The organism is Vibrio sp. TAP-3B (assembly GCF_057784735.1).
In genome coordinates, this window is record NZ_CM173495.1 from 2,290,829 (window position 1) to 2,313,883 (window position 23,055).

Consider the following 23,055-nt stretch of genomic DNA (forward strand, 5'->3'; position numbering starts at 1 on the left):
ACTTTTATAACTATCCCCAGCGGGTAAAGGGCTTGAACCCCTTGCTTTGCCCGAGTTTCGAACAGTTGATAAATAATTAACACACAGACTTATACACAGGTAGAACATAAAATTAGATCGCAACCTGCCTCGATTTTCGATCGACAACAAAAAAGCCGAGATCATATGATCTCGGCTTTTTATACAATCTTAGCTTACGTCAAACGAAATTTAGAATTCGCCGACTGCCAGTTTGAGTTTTTTCATGGCATTTTTTTCTAGCTGACGGATACGTTCAGCAGAAACACCAAACTCATCCGCCAAATCTTGCAATGTTGCCTTATCGTCATCTAACCAGCGGGAACGAACAATGCGTTGGCTACGATCATCTAGGGTCGCTAATGCATAACCTAATCGATTGTTGGTGTGCATTTCCCAGTTCGCCGCTTCGATATTATCTGCCACGTCAGAAGACTTATCTTCTAGGTACAAGATTGGTGCCGTGTAGGCATTCGAGCTATCATCTTCATCAGTCGGCATATCGAAAGTTGAATCAATCGCCGCTAGCCGTGATTCCATTTCACGAACTTCAGAAGGCTCAACACCTAACTCGCGAGCAACGGTTTCTACTTCGCCGTTATTGAACCAACCTAAGCGTTTTTTCGACTTACGTAGATTGAAAAACAATTTACGTTGCGCTTTGGTGGTCGCGATTTTGACGATACGCCAGTTGCGCAGCACATATTCGTGAATCTCGGCTTTAATCCAGTGAACAGCAAAAGACACCAAACGCACTCCCACTTCTGGGTTAAAACGCTTAACGGCTTTCATTAGACCGATATTGCCCTCTTGGACTAGATCTGCCATTGGTAGACCGTAGCCTGAGTAGCCACGAGCAACGTGAACAACGAATCTTAGGTGTGACAAAATTAGCCCCTTTGCCGCTTCAATCTCACCTTTGTAGTGTAATCTTTCTGCCAGCTCACGCTCTTCATCTGCAGTCAGCATTGGGTAGCTGTTTACAGAACGAATATAACTATCAAGGCTATCTTGCGTGACTAGAGCCATCGGATACGCTTTTTTTGTCATTCAATTCCTCATCAATCTCTGATCTGGAGTATTACATTGCAATTTAGCTTCGATATCTTGAACTCAAAATGAACAAGTTTCAAGAAGGGCAAGCAATTATCCATAAACAAATGGTCTAAACAAGGGAGCAAGATTAGCTTGTGCTAATAAATCCCGAGTAATAAGACCTCCATCACTTAAACTGGTTCAATTTCTTTTAAATGGCGCTGCGCAGAAATACGAGCAGCGATGCAACCTAAAAGGCTACCTAGGATGATTAACAGCAGAGATTCATCCCAGCTCAAACCAATCAAACTGAACTGGCTGTCATATAGTGCCGCTAAATTTTCTACCGCACTATTCATGATGATGGTCACCAAAGCCGTGACTAACCAAGCTATAGTCGCACCGAGTACACCAAACCACATGCCAGTGTATAGGTAAGGACGTAGAATAAAACTGTCAGTGGCACCGATCAGTTTCATGGTTTGAATCTCTTCTTTATTCGCTAATACATTAAAACGCAATGTGTTGCCAACGATTAAAAATACCGCGCCCAACATCAGTATTGTCAGAGTAATAACAATAATACCAGCCAAGGTTTTGATCGCATCAAGTCGCGCTAGCCAGTCTTCGTCGAGCCGAACATCGGTCACATCTTGTTGCTGTCGCATGTCTTTGGCTAACGATTGAATATCGCCTTTCAATTCGGTGTCTGGCGTAATAACTAACACACCAGGTAACGCATAGCCGCTCAACAGACTGATTGCCTGATCAAACCCTGCATATTGGCTTAAATCGGACAGACCTTGCTGCGGAGAAATATATTCCACTTCTTTGACCAATGGCCAGGTCTCAATATCATCTTTGAGGACCATCACACGAGCATCAGGCATGCCTTCCACTAAGTAAGCACTAACTTGCGAGGGAGAAGCCACATCTTCCGCGGCTTCTGACGCATTCTTTCCTAACAGGTACAAACACGCAGGCATCGCAAGTGCCATAGAGATCACGGCTAAAGTGAGAATGTTGCCTAAGGGCCTTTGCCATAACGCTGAAAAAGAAGTTTTCGCCTGTTTGCCATGAATAGAGAAAAAACCGTCGGTATTTACACGCTTGACACTACGGCTTTTGCCTTTCTTTTGGGAGCGATGATTACCGGCCATAGTCTTCTACCTCGCTCAGGAAGCCTTGGTTTAATTCAAAATGACGATATTGTGGGCGAGTGTTTACTAATCCAACATCATGCGTGGCGAGTAAAATGGTGACACCCGCCCGGTTAAATTCTTCAAATAAACGCAACACACGGTTAGACAGTTCTGGATCAAGATTACCCGTTGGTTCATCGGCCACTAATAACGTTGGTCGGTTGACCACCGCACGGGCAATACCGACACGTTGTTGCTCACCGCCGGAAAGCTGGCTCGGTAAGCAACGGGCTTTATCAAGCAAATCCGTTTTGTCTAACGCCGCAGAAACACGGCGTTTGATTTCATTTTCAGAAATCGATTCGATGCGCATTGGCAGAGCGACATTGTCGTATACGCTGCGATCCATCAATAGGCGATGATCTTGGAAAACAATCCCAATATTGCGGCGCAAAAACGGGATGTCTTTGCTTGGAATGCGCGTGATATCGTGACCATTGAAATGGATTTTTCCATCGGTTGGGCGCTCTATCGCACATATTAGTTTCAACAAGGTACTTTTACCGGCTCCGGAATGTCCGCCTAAAAACGCCATCTCTCCGCGCCTAAGATGAAAGTCGACCTTCTGCAGTGCTTGTCGACCACCACGGTAAGCTTTACTCACTTGCTGAAATTTGATCACCGTTGCTTTCCTCTACGTTAAATTACTCTTCACGGCTAAACAGCGCGTCAATGAACTCTTGTGTTTCAAAAGGACGTAAGTCTTCGATGCCTTCACCCACACCAATGTAACGAATTGGAATGCCGAATTGATCAGCAATAGCGAAAATCACCCCTCCTTTCGCGGTACCATCTAATTTCGTTAAGGTAATCCCAGTGATCGGCGCCACATCACTGAAAAGTTTCGCTTGGCTAATCGCATTTTGGCCCGTAGCTGCATCCAACGTTAACATGATCTCGTGGGGTGCCGAGTCATCAATTTTCTTCATGACACGCACAATTTTACGCAGCTCTTCCATTAGGTTCGCTTTGTTTTGCAGACGACCCGCCGTATCAGCAATCACCACATCCACACCACGGGCTTTTGCCGCTTCAATCGCATCATAGATAACCGAAGCGCTGTCGGCACCAGAGTGCTGGGCGATCACTGGCACGTTATTACGCTCGCCCCACACTTGGAGCTGCTCTACCGCAGCCGCACGGAAGGTATCACCTGCCGCCAGCATCACTTTCTGGCCTTGATTTTGGAATTGTTTTGCTAGCTTACCGATCGTAGTCGTTTTACCTACGCCATTTACACCCACCATTAAGATCACGTAAGGCGTTTTGTTGCTGTCGATTTCTAGTGGCTGCTCTACTTTAGCAAGAATTTCTGCCATCTCTTCTTTCAGCAAACCATAAAGAGCTTCACCATCTTTTAAATCGCCGCGAGAGGCTTTCTCTGTCAGGTTGTTAATGATTTTCGTAGTGGTGTCCATGCCCACATCAGCAATAAGCAGTTGCTCTTCTAGTTCTTCAAAAAGATCGTCATCAATTTTTTTACCACTGAATAGACCAAAGAAACCGGCACCGATATTCGCTTTGGTGCGGCTTAGGCTACGCTTAAGTCGCGTAAAAAAGCTCTCAGTTGGCTTTTCTTGCTCTTGAACACGAGGCGCAGCTGGCACTTGTGGCTCTTCTGCTTCTGCTTCTGCTTCTGCTTCTGCTTCTGCTTCTGCTCGGGCAGCCTTTGTCTTTTCAGGTTCTGGTTCAACTACTGGTGTTTCTTCGGTTTGCTCTGCAATGCCTTCGTCTTGTTGCTCTTTCGAAGACTCGTCCACGACTTCTTCTGTTACAGTTTCTTCATTATTTGGTTTTGGGCTTTGTTCTTCATCGCCAAAACCTAGCCACGAAAGTAGTCCGCGCTTCTTTTTTTCCGTCATCTGGGGCTATCCTAGATTGTTCTTTTATCTATTAATAACTCTTTTTTGACAAGATTATTATCTGTCAAAAAGGCTAATGACAAAGTGGTGAAAACTGTCCAATTAGGCAATTCTAATCTTATTAGTGTTACACTCTGTCACCTTGAATGTTCTGGGCTGTATCCAAGCTCCAAGCGCAATACTTGGGCGATTAGATATAGTATCACTTTATTAGCGGTCAAAAAATCTATGGTAAGACGTCGCCAGCAAAACTCATCACAAAAAAAGCCAACAACAGGCTTTGTTCGCATTATTAGTGGTTTATGGAAAGGCAGAAAACTCCCTGTTCATGACGCAGAAGGTTTGCGCCCAACCACTGACCGCGTCAAAGAAACCTTATTTAACTGGCTCGCGCAAGAGGTACCACAAGCGAAATGTCTCGACTTGTTTGCCGGCTCTGGCAGTTTAGGCTTTGAATCGGCCTCTCGCCAAGCAGAACACGTGACCATGGTCGAGCTCAATCCGCACGCCTTTCAGCAACTCCAAAAAAATGTCGCGTCACTGAATGCACGCAATATTCAAGTAGTGAACACCGATGCGCTAAGTTTTTTAAAGCAGTCAGGTACTGCGCATCATGTGGTATTTATTGACCCACCGTTTCGCAAAGGTCTACTGGATGAAGCTGTGACCTTACTGGAACAAAATGGTTGGCTCGCCGACGATGCGATGATTTATATTGAAACAGAAAAAGAACTCAATATTGCCGACTTACCCGAAAACTGGCAGCTACATTGAGAAAAAACCGCAGGCCAAGTGAGTTACCGTCTGTATGAACGAACCTCAGCATAACGCCTCGATTGAAAAGGACACTTAATGAAAGCACTAATTATGCTGGCCAAAACAGCTATCGCCTTTGTTTGGCTCGTATTGATCCTCAATATTTTTATGCCGTTCCCTGGCAATGCCGCCATCGCACTGTACATCATGACGGCGTTTTTATTCATCATGCATGGCTTACAAATGGCCATCTTCATCGGCGCATTTGGCGATAAAATCAACATGAGCAGTTGGGAGAAATATTCCATCCTTATTTTCGGCATTTTTGCCCTGCTTGATATTCGTCGTAAACACATGATATAAAAATTCAAATACAATAAAGCCGCTCACAAGAGCGGTTTCTTGATCAAGTTCATTCGCTTAACCAAGGTAACTCTTTACCCCATCCAAGAACATTTGGGTTGAAATCATTACCAGCAACAAGCCCATTAAGCGCTCAACCGCTTTTAGACCACGCTCTCCCAATAAGCGATTGAAGAAACTATAAAACATGAGAATAAAGCACGTCGCGCCCCACGCTATAATCACTGCAATTGACATGTCCAGCTTGTTATTCGGCTGTTGAGCAGCCAGTAGAAGGAGCGCGGCAATCACCGACGGGCCCGCGATCATCGGAATGGCCATCGGTACAATGAAGGGCTCTTCACCCGCCGCGAGTCCAGTAATACTACCAGCACTGGGGAAAATCATCTTAATTGCGATGATGAATAGGATAATACCACCCGAGATGCTTAGGGTTTCTGGTTGGATACGCAAAAAGCTTAGAATGCTTTGTCCGGCAAACAGAAACAGCATTAAGATCAGTAAGGCAAATAGCAATTCGCGGATCAGCACCTTACGTCGACGCTTGGGATCAATGTGCTTGAGGATAGACAGCACTATCGGCAAATTACCGAGAGGGTCCATGATAAGAAACAGCATGGTCGCTGCAGAGAGAATGTCCATATTCTAGCCTCATTTCAAAATGCCGGCCAGTTTATAGCAAAGTCATCATCTAAGTACATGACTAAGGGCGAAATCTAACCACTCACCCTCATGTCAAGCCCGCCGCTTAGTGATTGCAGACACGCGCCATATTAACCAAAAATTTGCCGTTTAATTCACGGATCTTGTCGCGCTTTAGTAAAAACGCTAACAAGGCATCCAAGTCTAAACCATTCAATTTGCAGGTATGGAAACGCACAGTTGGGCCAAAGTGCTCAGCAAGCTCTTCGCGGCCCATTGACGTTTCACGAAGCAGGTTTAGTAGGTCGTGGGCATGGATTTCACTCATTATTGACTCCAGTCATCAAGAACAACCCGACCAGTTTACTCAGAAACCAGAACCATACTTTGACTTAAATTAGGGTCTTCAGTAAATAATCGAAGCTACGATTAAAGCGTGGGCAAAGAAGTAGCTACCACTGACCCAGAGATAGGCATGTTTCATTGGTTTCCGGTAACCGTGAATAGCATAAGCCAACGCAGAATAGGCCATGACTAAAGTACCACTGAAGCCCATAGCATTCGCATAGATCGGTGCTTGTAACCAAACTTCACCCGCCGCCCAGGCAAGCTGCACCAACATGATGCCCATGGTCACGACAGGAAAAACCAAAGAGTCGAGTTGAGGCAATAATAAAAAAAACGCCACAATGCTAGCCGCCAACAATAAGGCTAATAGCCACCAGATAATATCGCCATTCAGTTGCACCCAAAACGATTTGCTATAACAAACTTGAACAACCAGATAAGCAGCAAAATAAATCAGCTTACGGACTCTAAACGAATGCAGCGTATCTGCCAGCATAGACACAACCAGCCCACCCGCGACCCAGTAAGTATGCGAAGCTGCGGCTCCTTGTGTCAAGACAAGCACCAGTAGAAGAAACAGAGTCAAGATTTTAAACACGAGCGATTGTGTCAGGCTTGCCTGTTTTGCTCCCAACACTGAATACATACCTGATAGCCCTATCGCCAGCCAACTCCACATGCTGTATACACCTTTTACGTAAACTCGCCGCTAGTCTAGATAGACCAGTTTTGATGTAAAGTCACAATCTGTGAAAGTTGGAGCTCGCTAGCGATTCGAAACATTTTGTCGCCCTCAATACGCCAATCCACATAAGGGCTAAACCCGATTTCACGACCAATCAATGACACTAAAAACTGGTTACCCAACCAGCACTTTGTACGTGTATAAAACAATAAGAACAAATAACAAACACACACAAGAAAATCATAGCCCTAGCGGTCCAAGAAGAAAAAAACCATCGGCTATAGATCACAAAAAAACACTAAGTGGCCCATTATTTTAGTCACAAAAATGTCAGGAAAAATAATAAAGCAATGATATATAAGCACATAAAAACCATAAAACACAAAAACACAACCTTCATTAATGCTTAAGCTGCTAAGGCTCTTTTCCCATTACAATCTTATCTCCAGATAAGAAGCCGACGCTTTGAACACCACTCCTTACTTTCACTTGGCATAGCACAACTTAATATTTTCTCAACTTTCTAGAAACACAGACAAAATAACAACCAACCTAACTCCTGAAGCAAAAATCAATTAAAACCAATTCTGTTAACTACTTTTAACACATTAAAAACAACAACTTAAGCTAGGATAAACGCTTGCAGCATAAAGAAAAACCTTTAAGAGCAGAACAAAAATACAATTTACTTAGTCAAAAATAGGCAAATTAAGACAGGTTAAGTGTTGTTTTTGAAAAGATCTCACCACATATGTTGATCAACCTACAAAAACAGTGCTATATTATTAACATCAAGTTCATCAAAGATTAAGGGGTAGTGTTATGATTTCATCTTCTCAAAAACAAGGGCTGGTAATGATCGCAGTGGTTATGGGTTTAATGACACTGCCGATGATGTACTGACCAATAATTGATAAATAAAAAAGGACGCCTTGGCGTCCTTTTTTATTTATCAATTTTTCTACTGTATATACTTGGACAAAATATCCCAATGCATATAGTAAAAGCCAAGAGCAGCAAGCGTGATCAGCGTCATTAATAAAATAGCCACACGCCAAATAAAGCGAGAACTTCTTGGTGTGAGCTCTTTCTCACAAGCGTCACATGCCGCCATGAAACCGGTGCGGTCATTCAGCTTATAATCGTCTTCGTGAACCACTTTATTGCGCACGGTAGCGATAAAGCGAAGTTTTGCTATCACATCGTGTGGTAAACGTTCTTCACAACTGTTGATCAGTTGATGTAACCCTTTCCCTTCTGCATGGTATTGAGTACGCAAAAGCTTTTCGATCGTTCGGGTACGCATGACTACCTTTTCAATATCTGACATCGCAACCCTCCTTACCAGACCCTTCCTATTTTCATCATTTTTATTCTTCTATAAATTTAGAGCTTTTTCGAGCCGTTAAGTGCAATTTTACTTTCAATTTGCGCCCTTGAACGCATATAACCAGACAAGTGCAGGCAGCTTGGTTCAGCTAATCATGACTTGACTGGTAGACGGCGCAACGATTGACGGCTCCTCTTGGAGATAAACCGTGAAGTGTGCCGAATAAAATTCACATCTCTCTCATTAGATGATGAATAAGTTACCTCAACTCATCGATTAATCAATGAGTTCTGTAGAATAGAAGCTAATGAAACATTGGAGGTTAACATGCCAATCTCACTTATTGTGGCGCTTTTCGCTCTTATCTCTTTGGGCGCATGGGTCTTTTTTCGTTTCTATAGTAAACACTATGTAGGCGAAGAGGCTCCCGAGCAAAGTGCACAAGTGACCATTTTAGATAAACAGACTATCGACATCCCTGACGCACCACCAAGTCAAGACGACCACGAGTATTGGATTTACGTCCAGCGTGGGCCGATTGGACCTAAGCGTGAATTCCAAATTGGAGTACACTATTACCATGCACTCAACCCAGGCGACAAAGGGACATTAACGTACCGTGGTGACAAGTTTCTTCACTTCGCCATTAAACGTTAAGGTAATAACCAACGAGTCTTGGCAGAGCGAGAAACGAGATAACTCATCGCCAAGGCTCCTGCTCCACTGAGCACAACCCACAATGGGATCACCCATCCGGGATGTCCGCTATACCAACCAAACTCTTTCATCGGCCACAAGAAAATCGGATGAAGCAAATAGATCCCCAAACTATGCTGGCTGATCACGCTCACCACTTTTTGTACTTTTGGCCACAACCCTTCCCCGAAGTAACGCCCCAACATGAACATCATCGAAGCCGCTAAAATAACGTTAAGCGTTTTGTAGGATAACCAGCGTCCAACGGTGTACTTCTCCGCTTCTAAGCTATTTGTGACCACCATGGTAAACGTCAGAGCAAGAGCGACGACCCCAAACCCAGTGAATAACGAGACCATTGAGCGATGTAATGGCACCTTCTGAAACAGTACATAACCTAATGGTAAGTAGCCCATATACAACCACATTTGGTTGCTCCAAGGGCCGTCTATCTTGAACAAGAACAAGGTACTCGTGAAAAGCCAAAACGCTAAATAAGTATAAAGTACATTGTCATCCACATTACGCACCATCCATTGGAATAATGGGATCACCAAGTAAAGCGGAATGAAGTAATAGAAAAAACCCAGATGGTAATAAGTAGCGTGAAACGGGCTATTGGTCACAACTTCTTTTACGGTTTCAAAGTCAAACCCTTGCGCCGTCCAACCTGATAAGTACGCATAAAATATCGACCAAACAAGAAAGGGGACCAGCACCTTCCCCAAGCGCCTCTTGATATAATACTTGCCATCAAAGGGCCGAGTATCACTGAGCATCAAAGCACCTGTAATCAAAATAAATACAGGCACCGCCCATCGGGTGACACTGTTCACCCCAACGGCCGTGAGCCATTGGTCAAACGCGATTACGCCTAATTCATTTCGATAAGGCGCCAAGACATGAATAGCGATCACGGCCGCCGCCGCTATACAGCGCAATAAATCAAAAAACAGAACCCTTTCTCTCATAGCTGTGCCTATTTTGAATCGCTTATCGTTTATAGCATAGGGCAAATTTCAGTCAGTGAAATGGTTAACAATCTGTTTTTGCTTATTTTTAACTCAACAATGACCTGTAGCGTGGATTTCATCAGTAGCCCAATCAATGACTAGAGGGCAGAACAAAGCATGTATGTAGCATCAACACCGATTGATTAGATCGCTTATGCTCCAATAAACTCAAAATGGCTCCAAATCGGAGCCATTTTTATCTGCATGTGCAGGAACCGTTTTGCCGATATTTAAGCCGTAACAACGTTGGATTTTGGCAACTTGATCGAGATCAGCGTCGTCAGCGCTAAGAACACACAAGACACCCACAAACATGCCGCTAAACCCGCTTCTTGATAAACCCAGCCCGACAGCACGGTCCCAATCAACCGTCCCATCGCGTTGGCCATATAATAGAAGCCTACATCCAACGAAACACCATCACCTTTGGCATAACTGACAATCAGATACGAATGCAGAGAAGAGTTGATGGCAAAAACGGCACCAAAAATCATTAAGCCAACCACAATCACTCGCTCAGGTTGCCAGGCAATTTGTACGCCGTAAGCAATAAAGCCAGTGACCAATGCAAGCATGCCCGCCCAAACTAATGCCGCCCTACCATCAGGCACACGGCCTTGCGCTTTGCCAGTAATACGCGGCGCGAAACCTTGCACAAAGCCGTAAGCAATCACCCACGTTGCTAAGAACCCTCCAACCCATAAGTGATCCCAGCCGAACACACTGCCAAGATACACTGGCAGAGCGACCACAAACCAGACATCACGAGCTCCAAATAAAAACATTCGCGCGGCAGACAAGATATTCACTGATTCTGATTTGGAGAAGATTTGGCGAAATTTCGGTTTGCTTTTCGCTTTGCCCATATCAGCTTCTAGCCAGATTAGGCTGCAAACAAACACGACCGCCAACACACCCGCCATAATAAACATCGAGTTTTGGAAGCCAACCCAAGACAGCAGTAAGCCACCAACAAAAAAACCGGCACCTTTGAGCGCATTTTTCGACCCTGTCAAAATCGCCACCCATTTGTACAGTGCCCCCTGCTGCCCATCTGGGACTAATGTTTTAATCGCGCTCTTTGCACTCATCTTGTTGAGGTCTTTGGCAATACCAGACATTGCTTGCGCCGCCATCACCCAAGGGATCGTCAGCCACGCATTCGGTACCGTGAGCATCAGCAACGCAAAAACTTGCATCGCCAAACCGATATTCATGGTTTTATTCAAACCTAGTCTGGCGCCAAGCCAACCACCAATCAGGTTGGTAAGCACACCAAAAATTTCATAGAACAGGAAGAGTGAAGCAATGGCTAAGGTGGAATAGCCTAAGTCGTGGAAATAGAGCACCACCAGCATACGTAGCGCACCATCTGTCACCGTAAAGTTCCAATAATTAAACGTCACTAACATGTACTGACGAATACTTTTGCTCAGTTGAGAAATCATATTGACCTCATAAGTACAGCGATAGAAGCATTTGGTTCGCCATGTCCTAAATACCTCTTAACCTGTACACCAACATTGAGGTGTTCAATGCGGGTGTAATTTCACAAATAGCTCAGACTCAACAGAAAAATAAAATTCACAATAAAAACAAAGAACCAATTAAAGTCACTCTTACCTTATTGCAGACACACTTTTCTAAACCAGCCCGAACATCGCTTTGGGATCATGACATTCCAAAAACGATTTAAGCTGTTCAAACGCCTCGAGCTACGCGTTCGATGTACTCCACTTGCACAGGTTTAGTAAACGCACCAGGGCGTAAGGCCTGCACTTCACGTACGATGTCGTCCAACGCCCACTCTTTCTCAAGCAGCAAGTGGGCCGCGAACAAACCTGTGCGACCCGATCCGCCCATACAGTGCATCGCGACTTTGCCACCTTGAGCCAGAATGGCATGCAACTCCGGGCTCAGTTGTTGCCATTTAGCGGCAAATTCTTCGCTTGGTGCGCAGTCATCCTCAATCTCGATCTGGAACCATTTCATCTCCAGATGCTGCGTCACATCACCGAGTTCAGAGACGCCTTTTGACGCCAACTCGCGATTGTCTAATGCGGTTACCACAGCTTGAACGCCTTGCGTTTTTAACTGCTGTAAAGACGTTTGCAAATCCACGCCTTTGGTGCCGGGGCATGGTGTCAGTACCAAGGCACCTAAATCTAACTCTAATTGCCATGTAGGATGAGCCATCTTGAACTCCTGTTATGCTAAGCCAACGTTACGAACCAGCTCTGCGGTGCGTGTCGCGTAGCCCATTTCGTTGTCGTACCACGCATAAATTTTCACCATCCGTGATCCCACCACCATGGTCGACTGCGCATCAACGATGGTTGAGCGTTGGTCGCCTTTATAGTCGATAGACACCAATGGGCGCGCTTCAAAACCAAGGATGCCTTTCAACTCCCCTTCGGATGCAGCTTGCAATAGCGCGTTGACTTCTTCGACGGTGGTATCACGTTTCACATCAAAAATAATGTCGGTCAGCGATGCGTTAGCCAAAGGCACTCGTACGGCATGGCCATTAATTTTGTCTTTCAAGTCTGGGAAAATTTCGACAATCGCCGTCGCACTACCTGTTGTGGTCGGGATAAGGCTCATGCCACAAGCGCGGGCTCGGCGCAGATCTTTATGTGGTGCGTCTAAAATGGTTTGCGTATTGGTTAGATCGTGAATCGTAGTAAAAGAAGATTGCGCAATCCCCAACTTCTCATGAATCACTTTCACTACTGGCGCAATACAGTTGGTGGTACAAGACGCTGCGGTCACAATGCGGTGTTTCTCTGGGTTGAAGATATGATCGTTGACCCCCACCACAATATTCGCTACCCCCTCTTCTTTAACTGGCGCACTCACGACCACTCGCTTCACGCCTTGAGCAAGATATTGATCTAAGAGTGACGTTTTACGATGCACGCCCGTTGCTTCAATCACCACATCACAGCCCGACCAGTTGACGGTATCAATATCGCGCTGTTGTGTCGTGGCAATACGCTTGCCGTTGATAACCAGCGCATTGTCTTCAACTTGCACTGCATGGTGCCAGCGGCCCTGAACGGAATCGAACTCCAATAAATGGCCCAGAGTGGTAGCATCACCCGCGACATCGTTGATCTGCACAAATTCCAGCTCTGGCCAGTCAAACGCTGCACGTAATGCCAAACGGCCGATTCGACCAAACCCGTTGATTCCTACTTTAATCGCCATAATTCTCCCCTTTAAACTCTTTTAACTTGAAATATCTGTGTGTGCTTAGCAGCAAGCCTCACGACTTTTATCCTGCAGGCGTGCAATGTCATCTTGGTACTCTTGCTTCAAGCAATTCGATGCGACTAAGTCGTCAATTAACTTGCGCATCCAACCCGGCAGCTGCTGCGACAGTTGGTAATACACCCACTGTCCCCGGCGCTTATCCACCACGATGCCATTGGATCTTAACTGGGCTAAATGACGCGACACTTTGGGTTGGCTTTCTTGCAAGGCAAACGCTATGTCACCGACGCAGGTTTCGCCTTCGCGGGCCACCAGCATTAAACAACGCACCCGAGTCTCATCGGACAAAAGCTTGAAAAATTGATGTGGAAGCATAATGAATATACTCATATATGGATATGCGAATATATTTATTTAAACACGCTCAACCGTCAAGAGTTGAGCGCTTATCTTCATAAAAGTTTAATCTTCCAGAAAATCGAAGAGGATTGGTTCTGCGGCAAGAGTTTGAGGCCATTCATCGTTACGATTTACACCGTAATGCTTTGGCTCCAACGTACCGCCTCACCCAATGAAAGTTTGACCTCTTCTAAAGAGAGCCCCAATTGGGTAGACAATTTCTCGACTCCCAACCAGTCAGCGCGCTCATAGCACTCTTCAAGAGAAATGAGCGCTCCATACTCTCCTTCTCGATGTAACAGAGCCTGCTGGGTTGTGTCGCTCAGTGGCAGCTGTTGGACTAAAGCTTCCACCGATAAATCGATCATTGCTCCTAACATGGACAATAGACCAATCATGAAGCCTTGCTCATTGAGGCGGGAAAAGGGCTGGTAACGTGACATCAGTTGACAAAATTGCGCACGCTGTAAGGAGAGATGATAAAGTTCTCGAGGCTTATTGCTGGAGATGTACGACGCCACCACCAAAGAGACAAATTGTTTGAGGTTATCTTGACCAAGGTAAATTAATGCTTGACGAAACGAACGGATTTCAACCGCCAGATTCGGTGCCTGTGTATTCACAAAGCGCAATAATTTATACGACAACGCAATATCTTGGATAATGATGGCTTCAATGCGTGCGAAGTCTGGCTCTGGGAGACACACTTCGCGAAACAGCTGCAGCGCCAACACTTGCTTTGGGCTAACGTAGTTCGTTTTTGAGACCAATGGCTTACTAAAAAAGTAACCTTGGAAGAATTTAAAACCCGCCGCTTTGGCCTGCTCAAACTCTTGTTCGGTTTCGACACGCTCAGCAAGAAAGTGGTATTTGACCCGCTTAGCGAGGTGCACTTTCACCAGTTCACACGCTTTTTCTAGCCCCATGGCCATAATATCGAGTTTCACGATATGCACATAGGGCAAAAAACGCCGCCACTCTGGCGTTAAGGTGAAATCATCTAGGGCGATCAAATACCCCTCTCGATACAAGTCGCGAATGACTTCGAGAAGCTCCTCGGTCGGTTGGCAAGTCTCTAACACTTCCACGACGATTTTGTTTTTCGGCAAACTGTGTGGCAGACGACGCACCAAGCTTTGATGAGGAAAGTTGATGAAACATCGCGACGAGGCAATTATCGGATTGGTGCCTAACGATAAGAAGTTTTCGACAATCAATCGGTATGTCGCTCGGTTTGACTCAATATGTGCAGGGTATGCGTTACTCTCCCCATCTCGAAACAACAATTCATAGCCCAGTGTTTGTCTTTTGCGGTTAAAGATAGGCTGGCGAGCGACATACGTGGTATTCATACTAAAGAGGACCTATGAATGACTTATGATTTTGCAACCGCTAATAATGCGCCACAACTCATAAACATGGAACCGAAGACTTTGTTTATTTTACCCATGACTTTGTCTGAACGGATAAAGCGCCCCATTTGCGCCGCTAAGGTGGTGTAACCCAACATCACACAAGCATCAATGACGACCGTTGTAATGCCCAACACCAACAACTGCGTTAATTGATCTTGGCTCGGGTCAATAAATTGTGGGAAGAGTGCCACCAAGAAAACAATCGATTTAGGGTTGGTCAAGTTGATTAAAATGGCCTTGTATAACAGTGCGGTGCCTGACATGGCCTTGTGACTTTCAGCCGTGACTAAACTGGACGTATCACGCCATTTTTGAATACCCAGCCACACTAAGTAAGCCGCGCCCACCCATTTAATCACAGTAAATGCCGTTGCTGATTGCGCCACCAAAGCGCCTATGCCCGCCCCAACTAACGCAATGTGGATCGCTAATCCAATTTGTAGACCAATAATCGCCCCTAGTGATTTGCGCGTACCATAGCTCAAGCCATTACTGATGGAATTGACGGTACCCGACCCCGGTGCCAAACTAAAAACGATTGCTGTTACCACATAAGCGAACCAGACGTGGGTATCCATTGCATTTCCTCATTAATTCTTCGATGATACATCGCGTCAACAACGTATCTTCAGGTAATCGACTAATGGCTACTAACCATTCACCTTTGACTTATACTCAAGAGACTTTATTTGAGCAAGCAATTGGTGGGCCAATCGCTGCACTGTGGCAAACTCGCCAAGAAGGCTTTGTTAAAGGGACAGAGAAAAAGAACATCTACTGGTGCAAACTCACCCACCCTGAACACAAAAAAGCCGTGCTCGTCGTCAATGGACGCATCGAGTCTTCCTGGAAGTATCAAGAGCTATTTTACGATCTCTATCGCCAAGGCTTTGATGTCTACTCATTTGACCACCGTGGACAAGGTTTATCAGATCGCCTGTTGTCTGACTCTGACATGGGTCACGTCTATGACTTTACGGATTATATCGATGATATGGACGTGGTGGTAAAAAAACACGACCTTAACCAATATCAACAATGCTTTATAATCGCCCACTCTATGGGCGGCGCAATCGCGACACGTTATCTGCAAACCCACCCAGAGCATCACTTCACTGGCTTGATTTTAAGTGCACCTATGCTCGGGATTAACCTGCCATGGTACTTATCACCTATCGCGATTCCGGTGACACAAATCATGTCTGCCGTCTCCACATTACCACGTTACGCACCCGGTCATAAACCGTATTTCCCTAAGCCATTTGAAGATAATCCGCTTAGCCAAAGTCAAGGTCGTTACCAATGGTTTCGTAATCTCTACACAGAAAAACCAGAGCTTCAAGTTGGTGGACCAAGCACTCGCTGGGTATGGCAAGGGCTGATGGCAGCCAAACAGTGCTTCCTGTTAACACGCCAAGTCAAAGTGCCCGTATTACTTATCCAAGCGGGAAATGACCGTATTGTCAGCAACCTTGCGCAACAACGTTTTATCGATAAGTTGAGTAAAACCAACCCTCACACCCAACTGCTTTCAATTGAGGCGGCGCAGCATGAGATCCTCTTCGAGTCGGACCAGTATCGCAACCAAGCGTTAGACGCCATCTTCCGTTTTATGCATGATCCCAACAAAAAAATACACCACAATTAACCATAATAGGCGTCCTTTTCACGGCAATAATTAAAGAGGAAATGTTCACTGTGTGATTTGCCCTCTTTTTCATCCTTATTTTGGCGTACACTGCCAAGGCCTGTTGGGGTTTGGCCGTATTTTTCGCCGTAAACCCCACGACGTGAAAAGTTCCCCCGCATTCGGAGCAGTATGATCGAGTCAATCTATTGTACTCCGTTTGCAATTGACCTGTTCCACTCTATCCACACCGTTTACGAGGACTTCATGAGCACATCGCTACCTTGCAAAGAGATCACTAAAATCGTTGCCTCAGATCTGGATGGCACGTTACTCGCCCCCAATCATCAGCTCAGCGCTTACTCAAAAGAAACGCTGAAAGCATTACATGAACAGGGTTATACCTTTGTCTTTGCCACAGGTCGTCACCACGTAGACGTCGCAAGCATTCGTCGTCAAGTGGGCATTCCTGCTTACATGATCACCTCAAACGGTGCTCGAGTGCATGACCAAAAAGATCAACTGATGTACAGCGAAAATGTCCCTGCTGAGTTGGTACAAGACGTGATCGACACGATCAAACACGATCATGAAATACTTATTCATATGTATCAAGATGACCGCTGGTTAATGAACAAAGATGATCAAACACTGCGTGATTTCCATGACGAATTCACTTATGTGTTGTTCGATGAAGACCAGGCGCCAACTGATGGTATCGCGAAAATTTTCTTTACTCACGCGGCGCAAGACCACGAACGCTTGGTTGTGTTTGAGAACAAACTGCGTGAGCAATTTGGTGACAAATTGAATATTGCGTTCTCGACACCTTGGTGCTTGGAAGTCATGAGTGCTGGCGTCTCGAAAGGCCACGCACTTCAGGCAGTCGCTGAAAAACTCGGCCTCACACTAGAAAACTGCGTGGCATTTGGCGACGGGATGAACGACGTTGAAATGCTGTCGATGGCGGGTAAAGGCTTGGTGATGGGCACATCACACGAGAAAGTAATGCGAGCATTACCCAATAATGAAGTGATTGGTAGTCACGCTGACGATGCGGTCGCACACTACCTTCAAAAGCATTTGTTATAACCCCCTTCAACGTCATAAAGGGCTGCAACTTCAGCCCTTTTTTTCTTTTTGGTACAACCCATTAGCGCTGACTTGGCAACGTCTCTTTGCCCAAAATCGCGTCCCACTCTTCTGCCGTTACTGGCATTATCGATAAACGATTTCCACGCTTCACCAGTGGCATGTTCTCAAGCTCTGGCATCACTTTCATCACCGATAACGGAATCACCCGCGCCGTTTTACGCACGAATTCGATATCCACCATAATCCAGCGGGGATTGTCTGGATCTGACTTTGGGTCGTAGTAGTCGCTTTCGGGATCGAACTGGAAATGGTCGGGATACGCTTCTCTCACGACTTTGGCAATACCGGCAACGCCAATATTTTTGCAAGAAGAGTGATAAATCAGGACTAAATCGCCCAACTTGACTTGGTCACGCAGCATATTGCGTGCCTGATAATTACGAACTCCCTCCCAACATGAAACCTTTTGAGTTCGAAGCGTGTCAATAGAAAAGGTATCTGGTTCAGTTTTAAATAACCAATATGCCATAATGCCATCCGATGCCGATTGAGTAACAATAATGAGGAAGATATAACATGAAGGCTTTGAAAAACCCAGTGGCGTTCGCCACCCTGCTGCTTCTGCAAGCATGCAGTTTGCAACTGCCACCATCTGGCCCAGAGACACTTACCGCCCCACCCGCCAGATTAGATAAGCCTACAACGATTCAACCTCAAACCTTTATGTTACGCGGAAAAGTGGTTGTGGGTCATGAAAGCCAATACATCATGCCCTGTGGCAGTGATAAGCAGTACTGGCTGCAACTGTCACCTCAGCAAAGTCAACGTGCAATCAAGTTAACTAGTGAACCTTACCAGACGATGTATGGGGAGATGATCGGCCATCTTAATCCGCCCGGCATCGACGGATTTTCTGCCGATTTTGATGCCAATTTTGTCGTCGAACAAGTGAACTTCCTCACGGCGGAAAATCCAAATCGTTGTGGTCAACCGAACAACCCCACCCGTGTGTTTGGTAATGAGCCATCTTGGTCGGCTAGCTTTGAATCACGTGGACTGACATTCCAGAAAATGGGCGAAGAAGCAGAAAACTTAGCGATTCAAAGCAGTCAGATCCAACCCCGCCAACGCACCTATCAATTACAGGATGGAGAACTTCGTCTAACAGAGAATCTCTGCTCAGATACCATGAGTGATACGTTGTATGGCTGGAAAGCCACACTCAAACATGATGGCGATACCTACCAAGGCTGTGGCATGGCATCGAATGTCGATGCTAGCCTAAAGTGGGCCAACACTTACGTGGCAACTTCGACCCAATCGCAAGGCTTCGAGGTGAGCATGACTTTAAATTCTGACCACAGTGCCATGACCAAATACAGCTACGCCAATGGACAAGCGCCACTGGTGGAACGTGGTTACTGGCAACAGTTGAGTCCATCGCAGGTTCAAGTGGTTATGACGCATCACCAACAGCAACGTTTGATGTCAGAGCGACTGTTCACCCGTGAAGGCAACCAGTTAACCGCAACCAAAGAGAAAGTCGGCAACATGGTTTACCCTATTGCGGATGGCGGCTTAGTACTGTATCCCGCAACCGTACGTGATCAAGGTATTGAGCAGCGAGCACCGGAGCGAGCCAGTAAGCCTATCGGGAGCGCGGATATACCTTCTAGCGCGGAGTTCGACTCAAGGGTCGATGCCGCTGTGCGCAACTACTTTTTCATTCATCAAACCAATCCAAATAACAACCAATACCGTTGGCTGACATACGATCTCAACGGTGATAATAATGAAGAATTACTAGTGCAACTGGATTGGTGCGGATCTGGTGGCTGTACCTTATTGGTATTTGAGAACCATGAAAAAGAGTGGCGTTTTAATAGCCGTATGACCTTAGTCCGCAGCCCTATTATGCTCGGCCAGCACACATCCCACGGCTGGCGAGACCTGATTTTTAATGTCAGCGGTGACGGCGCCACACCCGCTCAACACGTAATGCAATATACCGGCGTCAGCTACCCAATCAACCCAAGCATGGCGCCAACGGCGACTGCAGAACAAGTCAGCGGTGTGCGTTTGTTCTCGGATGACATTAGCCCTGTCCGTGAAGGAGTACGCTTGTAATGTCGCAACCGTGTCCTCATTGCGGTTTTCAGTTCAACTGTATTTGCTCACTGCTACCGACACTCACCAGTGAGCACACCATCTTGCTGTTGATGCATCCGAACGAACTGGCGCGCGACACTAATACGGGCAAGCTATTGCAATATTGCCACTGTAATGTGGAACAATCCGTTTGGGATAGAAAGCAGCCACCAGCCGAGTTGCTGGTACGCTTCGCGGATCCGACGCTGTATCCTGTGTTGCTGTATCCCAGTAAGGGCAGCGTGACGCTAGAGCAAGTGAGTCGACAATCCCAACAACAAAACAAAAAACCACTGTTTATTGTTTTGGATGCCACTTGGCAAGAAGCGCGCAAGATGATCAATAAAAGTCGCTGGTTAGAAGGCATTCCAGCCATGGGACTTTCTACGCAGGCCGATTCACAATATCGGCTCAGACGTAACCAACAGCAAGGTAATTTGTGCACGTTTGAAGTCGTCGCTCATTTGTTAGGTCAACTTGGTGAACAAGACAACCAAAAGCAAATGCTGAATTTGTTGACTCACTACCTCGCGGCATTTCAAGCAGAAAAAAGTGGGCATGTACTCAAGCAATAAACGTCACGGACGCCATCGATTGGTACAAAAAACGCAGCGCTGGCTGCGTTTTTATGCGTCATGGTTTCACGTGAAACACGCTTAAAACAGCCGCGTTGGCGCACCCAAGTAGTACCCTTGTAAATAATCCACGCCCATCTCTTGTGCGATTTTGCACACTTCTCGGTTGTGAACAAATTCCGCGACTGTCTCAGCATTAAACACCTGACACAAGCGAACAAGCTGAGAGGCTATTTTGCGCTGCTTTAAGTCTTTATCGATATCGCGAATCAAACTGCCATCGAGCTTTATCACTTCAGGCTCAAGCTTTAGGATCTCATCAATATTAGAGTAACCGGAACCAAAGTCATCAACAATGATGCGTGCGCCTAAGCTTCTGAAGTGGCTGCATACTTCGATCATTCGACCATAGTCTTTGATTTGCTCCGACTCCAACACTTCCAAGCCAATCCGCCTTGGATCGTTAAGCTGACAGATTTGGTGCTCCAGCAGCATTAAGGTCTTATCACTTAATAAGTCTTGCGGAGATAAGTTAATCGAGAAGTCACCTTGCTTGTCTCGCATGTAATGCAGCGTGGCGTGAATCATGTGACGACTCAATCTGGTATACAAATGGGTATCTGCAATGATCGGTAAAAAATGTCCCGGTGCAATTACTGACCCATCCTCTTCCTGAATCCGAACTAAGCACTCTTGGCTAGCCAAACGATGACTGTCCGCATGCACAATTGGCTGACTATAGGTGAGGATGTTCTGCTTGAGAATCGCCCGACTGACACAGCTCAACCAGCCTAACTGCTCTTTACGTACATCTTCGCTGACTTCGATGTCTTTTGCATTACAGATATGGGTATTACTGCGAACGCCAGCACGACGGGCTTCTATGCCCTTGAGTAATAATTCATCCGGCGAAGCCGAGAGAAAATCTCGACGACTGACCAAACCTCCGCACAGAGAAATAGAAAGATAATCAATTTCTCGTAGACCCATCGGTTCAAAGTTGATTTGCTCCACCGCATCGGTAAAACGAGTAAAGTGTTGCTTAATAGTTTCACTGCTTGCATCCGCCTTAAACACAAACGCCCACTCTCCGACTCCAATGCTATAGAGCTGCAAAGCGGCAAGCATGCCAAAACGTTTTCTTAGTCGGTTGGTAAAGTGCATGGAGAGATCTTTCAGTAACTGGTCACCAACGCGATAGCCGTATTTTTCATTAATGTGGCTAAAGTTAAGTAACTTAATCGTCAGTAAGTGCTCATCGGCAGCAACGCTATTTAACCGTTCTTGTAACGCAATGCGGTTTTGCAATCCGGTTCGGTTATCGCAACGATAGCTCTCTTGCAACTTCTTTGTTTGCCTGTCCAGTTGGTAGCCCATGTGCGCATTCATATGATTGAGATCGCTAATCGCATTCCGGATCAGGCTAAACAGCGGTGAGATGGAGGAACTAACCGGTGGCTCAGGAAGATTGAGAGATTGAACTTCATCCCCTTCTCGCATCGCTAAGTAAGTCAGACTGTGATGGAGAATTTCGGGCTGCCCCACCTCTCCATGTAACTCTCCCATGCAATAACTGCCGAAAGTAGTGGCGATCCCTTTAAAGGCATCCACCTCATCACTGCTGTCGATAAAGTCTAACCGTGAGGCACAATTAAAAATCATCACCACTTCGGGTTGATGCATGCCAAGTTCAACGACTCCATGTCGTACTTGCTCTAGCGTCAGTGATGGATGGTTATAGCAAAACTGGACTTCATCACCAAGACACCAAGGCTTATCAAAACTCATGCTCCCATCTGAGTGCAAGTCCGTCACGCTGCACACTTCTTTACGACCGAGCGATTCTCGGTATAACGGAAAACTCAGAAGCTGGCTGAGCGTTATATCATGCCCATCCGCCAGATAACGCTGATAAACCTCTAGGGCTTTATCTTCGCCTAAGCAATACAAGCGAGTCCCTTCGGCATGAGTGACATAGTGTGGTATACCAATCGGATTCCACTCTGAATACGCGTCTGTCCATATCTTTAAACTATCGCTGTGCAAAGCGACCGCCACAACGGCGTTCTCGAAAATTTGATTTTGATGCAATACCCAACAACCATCATCGATGCTTTGTGCCAACCCACCAGAGAGCGCAACATTCTCAGTGGCAAATGTTTGGAACAGCGGATAATCACGACGCTCAACTTGCACGCCAAAACTGATGATGACTTGAGAGTGGTGCTGCAATAAGAGTGAGCGCTTGAGTTCTCCACCATCGATATCAGGTGAATAAGAGTAGGTTTGCACGGCCGACGTGATTGTGGTGTGCTCAAATTCAATCAGGTTAACGAGACAGCCTGAAGTATATATCTCCCCTTCGTGGATAACGTTGCGGGTGCTGTGCCCGATGATGTCCGCGTTTGGCACCACCATTAAAACGGCCTCTGCGAGTACAGCTGTAAGGTCTCGTGGCTGAGTAGACAACATTTGCACCAAGCATTGTCTATCTGGAGAAATCTGAGAAGCGATTAAAAAATCATTCAGCTGACTGACATCGTGAACCAGTTTGGAAAAAGATCGCATACACCTACCACTGCCGTAATACTGTTTTCACCACGACGCGTGGCGTTACTTTTTTACTTAAT

24 protein-coding genes are annotated in these 23,055 nt (G+C 45.9%); 7 read left to right on the forward strand and 17 right to left on the reverse strand.

From position 1 onward, the window contains the following. Nucleotides 1-210: 210 nt before the first annotated feature. The 4 genes from rpoH to ftsY all read right to left on the reverse strand — a co-directional run bounded on the left by rpoH (nt 211) and on the right by ftsY (nt 4,117). On the reverse strand, nt 211-1,068 hold the full coding sequence (gene rpoH / locus AC3D28_RS10805) for an RNA polymerase sigma factor RpoH (protein ID WP_098413470.1): 858 nt from the start codon (nt 1,066-1,068) through the stop codon (nt 211-213). Between the two features lie 176 nt (nt 1,069-1,244). After that, nucleotides 1,245-2,213: a permease-like cell division protein FtsX gene (gene ftsX / locus AC3D28_RS10810; protein ID WP_488534738.1), complete on the reverse strand. Its 969-nt coding sequence runs from the start codon at nt 2,211-2,213 to the stop codon at nt 1,245-1,247. Beyond that, complete coding sequence (ftsE, locus tag AC3D28_RS10815; protein WP_488534739.1) at nt 2,203-2,877, reverse strand: cell division ATP-binding protein FtsE; 675 nt, start codon at nt 2,875-2,877, stop codon at nt 2,203-2,205. Before ftsE ends, ftsX begins: the two co-directional genes overlap by 11 nt. 22 nt (nt 2,878-2,899) lie before the next feature. Further along, complete coding sequence (ftsY, locus tag AC3D28_RS10820; protein WP_488534740.1) at nt 2,900-4,117, reverse strand: signal recognition particle-docking protein FtsY; 1,218 nt, start codon at nt 4,115-4,117, stop codon at nt 2,900-2,902. A gap of 228 nt (nt 4,118-4,345) precedes the next feature. On the opposite strand from ftsY, the gene rsmD reads away from it, so the two are divergent. Further along, nucleotides 4,346-4,891, forward strand: a complete 546-nt coding sequence (rsmD, locus tag AC3D28_RS10825; protein ID WP_488534741.1) for a 16S rRNA (guanine(966)-N(2))-methyltransferase RsmD — start codon at nt 4,346-4,348, stop codon at nt 4,889-4,891. Nucleotides 4,892-4,969: 78 nt separating this feature from the next. Then, a complete protein-coding gene (locus AC3D28_RS10830; RefSeq protein ID WP_098413466.1) occupies nt 4,970-5,236 on the forward strand; it encodes a DUF1145 domain-containing protein in 267 nt (88 codons plus the stop codon). Between the two features lie 57 nt (nt 5,237-5,293). Here AC3D28_RS10830 and AC3D28_RS10835 read toward each other — a convergent pair whose 3' ends face one another. The 4 genes from AC3D28_RS10835 to AC3D28_RS10850 form a co-directional block, all read right to left on the reverse strand. Continuing rightward, entirely contained in the window at nt 5,294-5,878 is a 585-nt protein-coding gene (locus AC3D28_RS10835; RefSeq protein ID WP_098413465.1) for a YhgN family NAAT transporter, read from the reverse strand. Between the two features lie 106 nt (nt 5,879-5,984). Next, on the reverse strand, nt 5,985-6,206 hold the full coding sequence (locus tag AC3D28_RS10840; protein WP_179885551.1) for a YecH family metal-binding protein: 222 nt from the start codon (nt 6,204-6,206) through the stop codon (nt 5,985-5,987). A gap of 78 nt (nt 6,207-6,284) precedes the next feature. Further along, nucleotides 6,285-6,905, reverse strand: coding sequence for a lysoplasmalogenase (locus AC3D28_RS10845; protein WP_488534742.1), 621 nt, complete (start codon nt 6,903-6,905; stop codon nt 6,285-6,287). Nucleotides 6,906-7,872: 967 nt separating this feature from the next. After that, complete coding sequence (locus AC3D28_RS10850; RefSeq protein ID WP_098413462.1) at nt 7,873-8,241, reverse strand: DUF4145 domain-containing protein; 369 nt, start codon at nt 8,239-8,241, stop codon at nt 7,873-7,875. 327 nt (nt 8,242-8,568) lie between these two features. Here AC3D28_RS10850 and AC3D28_RS10855 point away from each other — a divergent pair, with 327 nt between their 5' ends. Beyond that, the gene (locus tag AC3D28_RS10855) at nt 8,569-8,898 is read left to right on the forward strand and encodes a DUF2500 domain-containing protein (RefSeq protein ID WP_488534743.1); all 330 of its coding nucleotides are present in this window, start codon (nt 8,569-8,571) and stop codon (nt 8,896-8,898) included. Here the strand turns inward: AC3D28_RS10855 and AC3D28_RS10860 are convergent. The 7 genes from AC3D28_RS10860 to rhtB all read right to left on the reverse strand — a co-directional run bounded on the left by AC3D28_RS10860 (nt 8,895) and on the right by rhtB (nt 15,558). Next, nucleotides 8,895-9,908 carry an acyltransferase gene (locus tag AC3D28_RS10860; protein WP_488534744.1) on the reverse strand — a complete coding sequence of 338 codons (1,014 nt, stop codon included), beginning with the start codon at nt 9,906-9,908 and terminating at the stop codon, nt 8,895-8,897. The two genes, AC3D28_RS10855 and AC3D28_RS10860, sit on opposite strands and share 4 nt — an antisense overlap. A gap of 272 nt (nt 9,909-10,180) precedes the next feature. Further along, a complete protein-coding gene (arsJ, locus tag AC3D28_RS10865; protein ID WP_488534745.1) occupies nt 10,181-11,398 on the reverse strand; it encodes an organoarsenical effux MFS transporter ArsJ in 1,218 nt (405 codons plus the stop codon). 253 nt (nt 11,399-11,651) lie between these two features. Beyond that, complete coding sequence (locus tag AC3D28_RS10870; RefSeq protein WP_488534746.1) at nt 11,652-12,146, reverse strand: cyclin-dependent kinase inhibitor 3 family protein; 495 nt, start codon at nt 12,144-12,146, stop codon at nt 11,652-11,654. 12 nt (nt 12,147-12,158) lie between these two features. Continuing rightward, nucleotides 12,159-13,160 (reverse strand): ArsJ-associated glyceraldehyde-3-phosphate dehydrogenase, encoded by a 1,002-nt coding sequence (locus AC3D28_RS10875; protein WP_488534747.1) that lies wholly within the window; start codon nt 13,158-13,160, stop codon nt 12,159-12,161. Between the two features lie 45 nt (nt 13,161-13,205). Continuing rightward, complete coding sequence (locus tag AC3D28_RS10880; RefSeq protein WP_488534748.1) at nt 13,206-13,541, reverse strand: metalloregulator ArsR/SmtB family transcription factor; 336 nt, start codon at nt 13,539-13,541, stop codon at nt 13,206-13,208. Between the two features lie 155 nt (nt 13,542-13,696). Beyond that, entirely contained in the window at nt 13,697-14,917 is a 1,221-nt protein-coding gene (locus AC3D28_RS10885) for an EAL and HDOD domain-containing protein (RefSeq protein WP_488534749.1), read from the reverse strand. A gap of 23 nt (nt 14,918-14,940) precedes the next feature. After that, on the reverse strand, nt 14,941-15,558 hold the full coding sequence (gene rhtB / locus AC3D28_RS10890; RefSeq protein WP_098413454.1) for a homoserine/homoserine lactone efflux protein: 618 nt from the start codon (nt 15,556-15,558) through the stop codon (nt 14,941-14,943). A 65-nt stretch (nt 15,559-15,623) separates the two neighbouring features. Between rhtB and AC3D28_RS10895 the strand changes: the two genes are divergently transcribed. Continuing rightward, on the forward strand, nt 15,624-16,628 hold the full coding sequence (locus tag AC3D28_RS10895; protein WP_488534750.1) for an alpha/beta fold hydrolase: 1,005 nt from the start codon (nt 15,624-15,626) through the stop codon (nt 16,626-16,628). Nucleotides 16,629-16,874: 246 nt separating this feature from the next. Then, on the forward strand, nt 16,875-17,699 hold the full coding sequence (locus AC3D28_RS10900) for a Cof-type HAD-IIB family hydrolase (protein ID WP_488536081.1): 825 nt from the start codon (nt 16,875-16,877) through the stop codon (nt 17,697-17,699). 61 nt (nt 17,700-17,760) lie between these two features. On the opposite strand, the gene AC3D28_RS10905 is transcribed toward AC3D28_RS10900, so the two are convergent. Next, on the reverse strand, nt 17,761-18,231 hold the full coding sequence (locus tag AC3D28_RS10905; RefSeq protein ID WP_098413452.1) for an EVE domain-containing protein: 471 nt from the start codon (nt 18,229-18,231) through the stop codon (nt 17,761-17,763). Nucleotides 18,232-18,278: 47 nt separating this feature from the next. Here AC3D28_RS10905 and AC3D28_RS10910 point away from each other — a divergent pair, with 47 nt between their 5' ends. Together AC3D28_RS10910 and AC3D28_RS10915 are read left to right on the forward strand one after the other, a co-directional pair. Beyond that, nucleotides 18,279-19,829, forward strand: a complete 1,551-nt coding sequence (locus AC3D28_RS10910; RefSeq protein WP_488534751.1) for a COG3650 family protein — start codon at nt 18,279-18,281, stop codon at nt 19,827-19,829. Beyond that, the gene (locus AC3D28_RS10915) at nt 19,829-20,425 is read left to right on the forward strand and encodes a tRNA-uridine aminocarboxypropyltransferase (protein ID WP_488534752.1); all 597 of its coding nucleotides are present in this window, start codon (nt 19,829-19,831) and stop codon (nt 20,423-20,425) included. Before AC3D28_RS10910 ends, AC3D28_RS10915 begins: the two co-directional genes overlap by 1 nt. An 81-nt stretch (nt 20,426-20,506) precedes the next feature. On the opposite strand, the gene AC3D28_RS10920 is transcribed toward AC3D28_RS10915, so the two are convergent. Then, nucleotides 20,507-22,993, reverse strand: a complete 2,487-nt coding sequence (locus AC3D28_RS10920; protein ID WP_488534753.1) for a bifunctional diguanylate cyclase/phosphodiesterase — start codon at nt 22,991-22,993, stop codon at nt 20,507-20,509. Nucleotides 22,994-23,055 lie beyond the last annotated feature (62 nt).

What these genes read in the sequence shown, in the direction of transcription:
- rpoH (WP_098413470.1), bottom strand. Translation starts at nt 1,068, where the DNA reads ATGACAAAAAAAGCGTATCCGATGGCTCTAGTCACGCAAGATAGCCTT.
- ftsX (WP_488534738.1), bottom strand. Translation starts at nt 2,213, where the DNA reads ATGGCCGGTAATCATCGCTCCCAAAAGAAAGGCAAAAGCCGTAGTGTC.
- ftsY (WP_488534740.1), bottom strand. Translation starts at nt 4,117, where the DNA reads ATGACGGAAAAAAAGAAGCGCGGACTACTTTCGTGGCTAGGTTTTGGC.
- rsmD (WP_488534741.1), top strand. Translation starts at nt 4,346, where the DNA reads ATGGTAAGACGTCGCCAGCAAAACTCATCACAAAAAAAGCCAACAACA.
- AC3D28_RS10830 (WP_098413466.1), top strand. Translation starts at nt 4,970, where the DNA reads ATGAAAGCACTAATTATGCTGGCCAAAACAGCTATCGCCTTTGTTTGG.
- AC3D28_RS10835 (WP_098413465.1), bottom strand. Translation starts at nt 5,878, where the DNA reads ATGGACATTCTCTCTGCAGCGACCATGCTGTTTCTTATCATGGACCCT.
- AC3D28_RS10840 (WP_179885551.1), bottom strand. Translation starts at nt 6,206, where the DNA reads ATGAGTGAAATCCATGCCCACGACCTACTAAACCTGCTTCGTGAAACG.
- AC3D28_RS10845 (WP_488534742.1), bottom strand. Translation starts at nt 6,905, where the DNA reads ATGTGGAGTTGGCTGGCGATAGGGCTATCAGGTATGTATTCAGTGTTG.
- AC3D28_RS10850 (WP_098413462.1), bottom strand. Translation starts at nt 8,241, where the DNA reads ATGTCAGATATTGAAAAGGTAGTCATGCGTACCCGAACGATCGAAAAG.
- AC3D28_RS10855 (WP_488534743.1), top strand. Translation starts at nt 8,569, where the DNA reads ATGCCAATCTCACTTATTGTGGCGCTTTTCGCTCTTATCTCTTTGGGC.
- AC3D28_RS10860 (WP_488534744.1), bottom strand. Translation starts at nt 9,908, where the DNA reads ATGAGAGAAAGGGTTCTGTTTTTTGATTTATTGCGCTGTATAGCGGCG.
- arsJ (WP_488534745.1), bottom strand. Translation starts at nt 11,398, where the DNA reads ATGATTTCTCAACTGAGCAAAAGTATTCGTCAGTACATGTTAGTGACG.
- AC3D28_RS10870 (WP_488534746.1), bottom strand. Translation starts at nt 12,146, where the DNA reads ATGGCTCATCCTACATGGCAATTAGAGTTAGATTTAGGTGCCTTGGTA.
- AC3D28_RS10875 (WP_488534747.1), bottom strand. Translation starts at nt 13,160, where the DNA reads ATGGCGATTAAAGTAGGAATCAACGGGTTTGGTCGAATCGGCCGTTTG.
- AC3D28_RS10880 (WP_488534748.1), bottom strand. Translation starts at nt 13,541, where the DNA reads ATGCTTCCACATCAATTTTTCAAGCTTTTGTCCGATGAGACTCGGGTG.
- AC3D28_RS10885 (WP_488534749.1), bottom strand. Translation starts at nt 14,917, where the DNA reads ATGAATACCACGTATGTCGCTCGCCAGCCTATCTTTAACCGCAAAAGA.
- rhtB (WP_098413454.1), bottom strand. Translation starts at nt 15,558, where the DNA reads ATGGATACCCACGTCTGGTTCGCTTATGTGGTAACAGCAATCGTTTTT.
- AC3D28_RS10895 (WP_488534750.1), top strand. Translation starts at nt 15,624, where the DNA reads ATGGCTACTAACCATTCACCTTTGACTTATACTCAAGAGACTTTATTT.
- AC3D28_RS10900 (WP_488536081.1), top strand. Translation starts at nt 16,875, where the DNA reads ATGAGCACATCGCTACCTTGCAAAGAGATCACTAAAATCGTTGCCTCA.
- AC3D28_RS10905 (WP_098413452.1), bottom strand. Translation starts at nt 18,231, where the DNA reads ATGGCATATTGGTTATTTAAAACTGAACCAGATACCTTTTCTATTGAC.
- AC3D28_RS10910 (WP_488534751.1), top strand. Translation starts at nt 18,279, where the DNA reads ATGAAGGCTTTGAAAAACCCAGTGGCGTTCGCCACCCTGCTGCTTCTG.
- AC3D28_RS10915 (WP_488534752.1), top strand. Translation starts at nt 19,829, where the DNA reads ATGTCGCAACCGTGTCCTCATTGCGGTTTTCAGTTCAACTGTATTTGC.
- AC3D28_RS10920 (WP_488534753.1), bottom strand. Translation starts at nt 22,993, where the DNA reads ATGCGATCTTTTTCCAAACTGGTTCACGATGTCAGTCAGCTGAATGAT.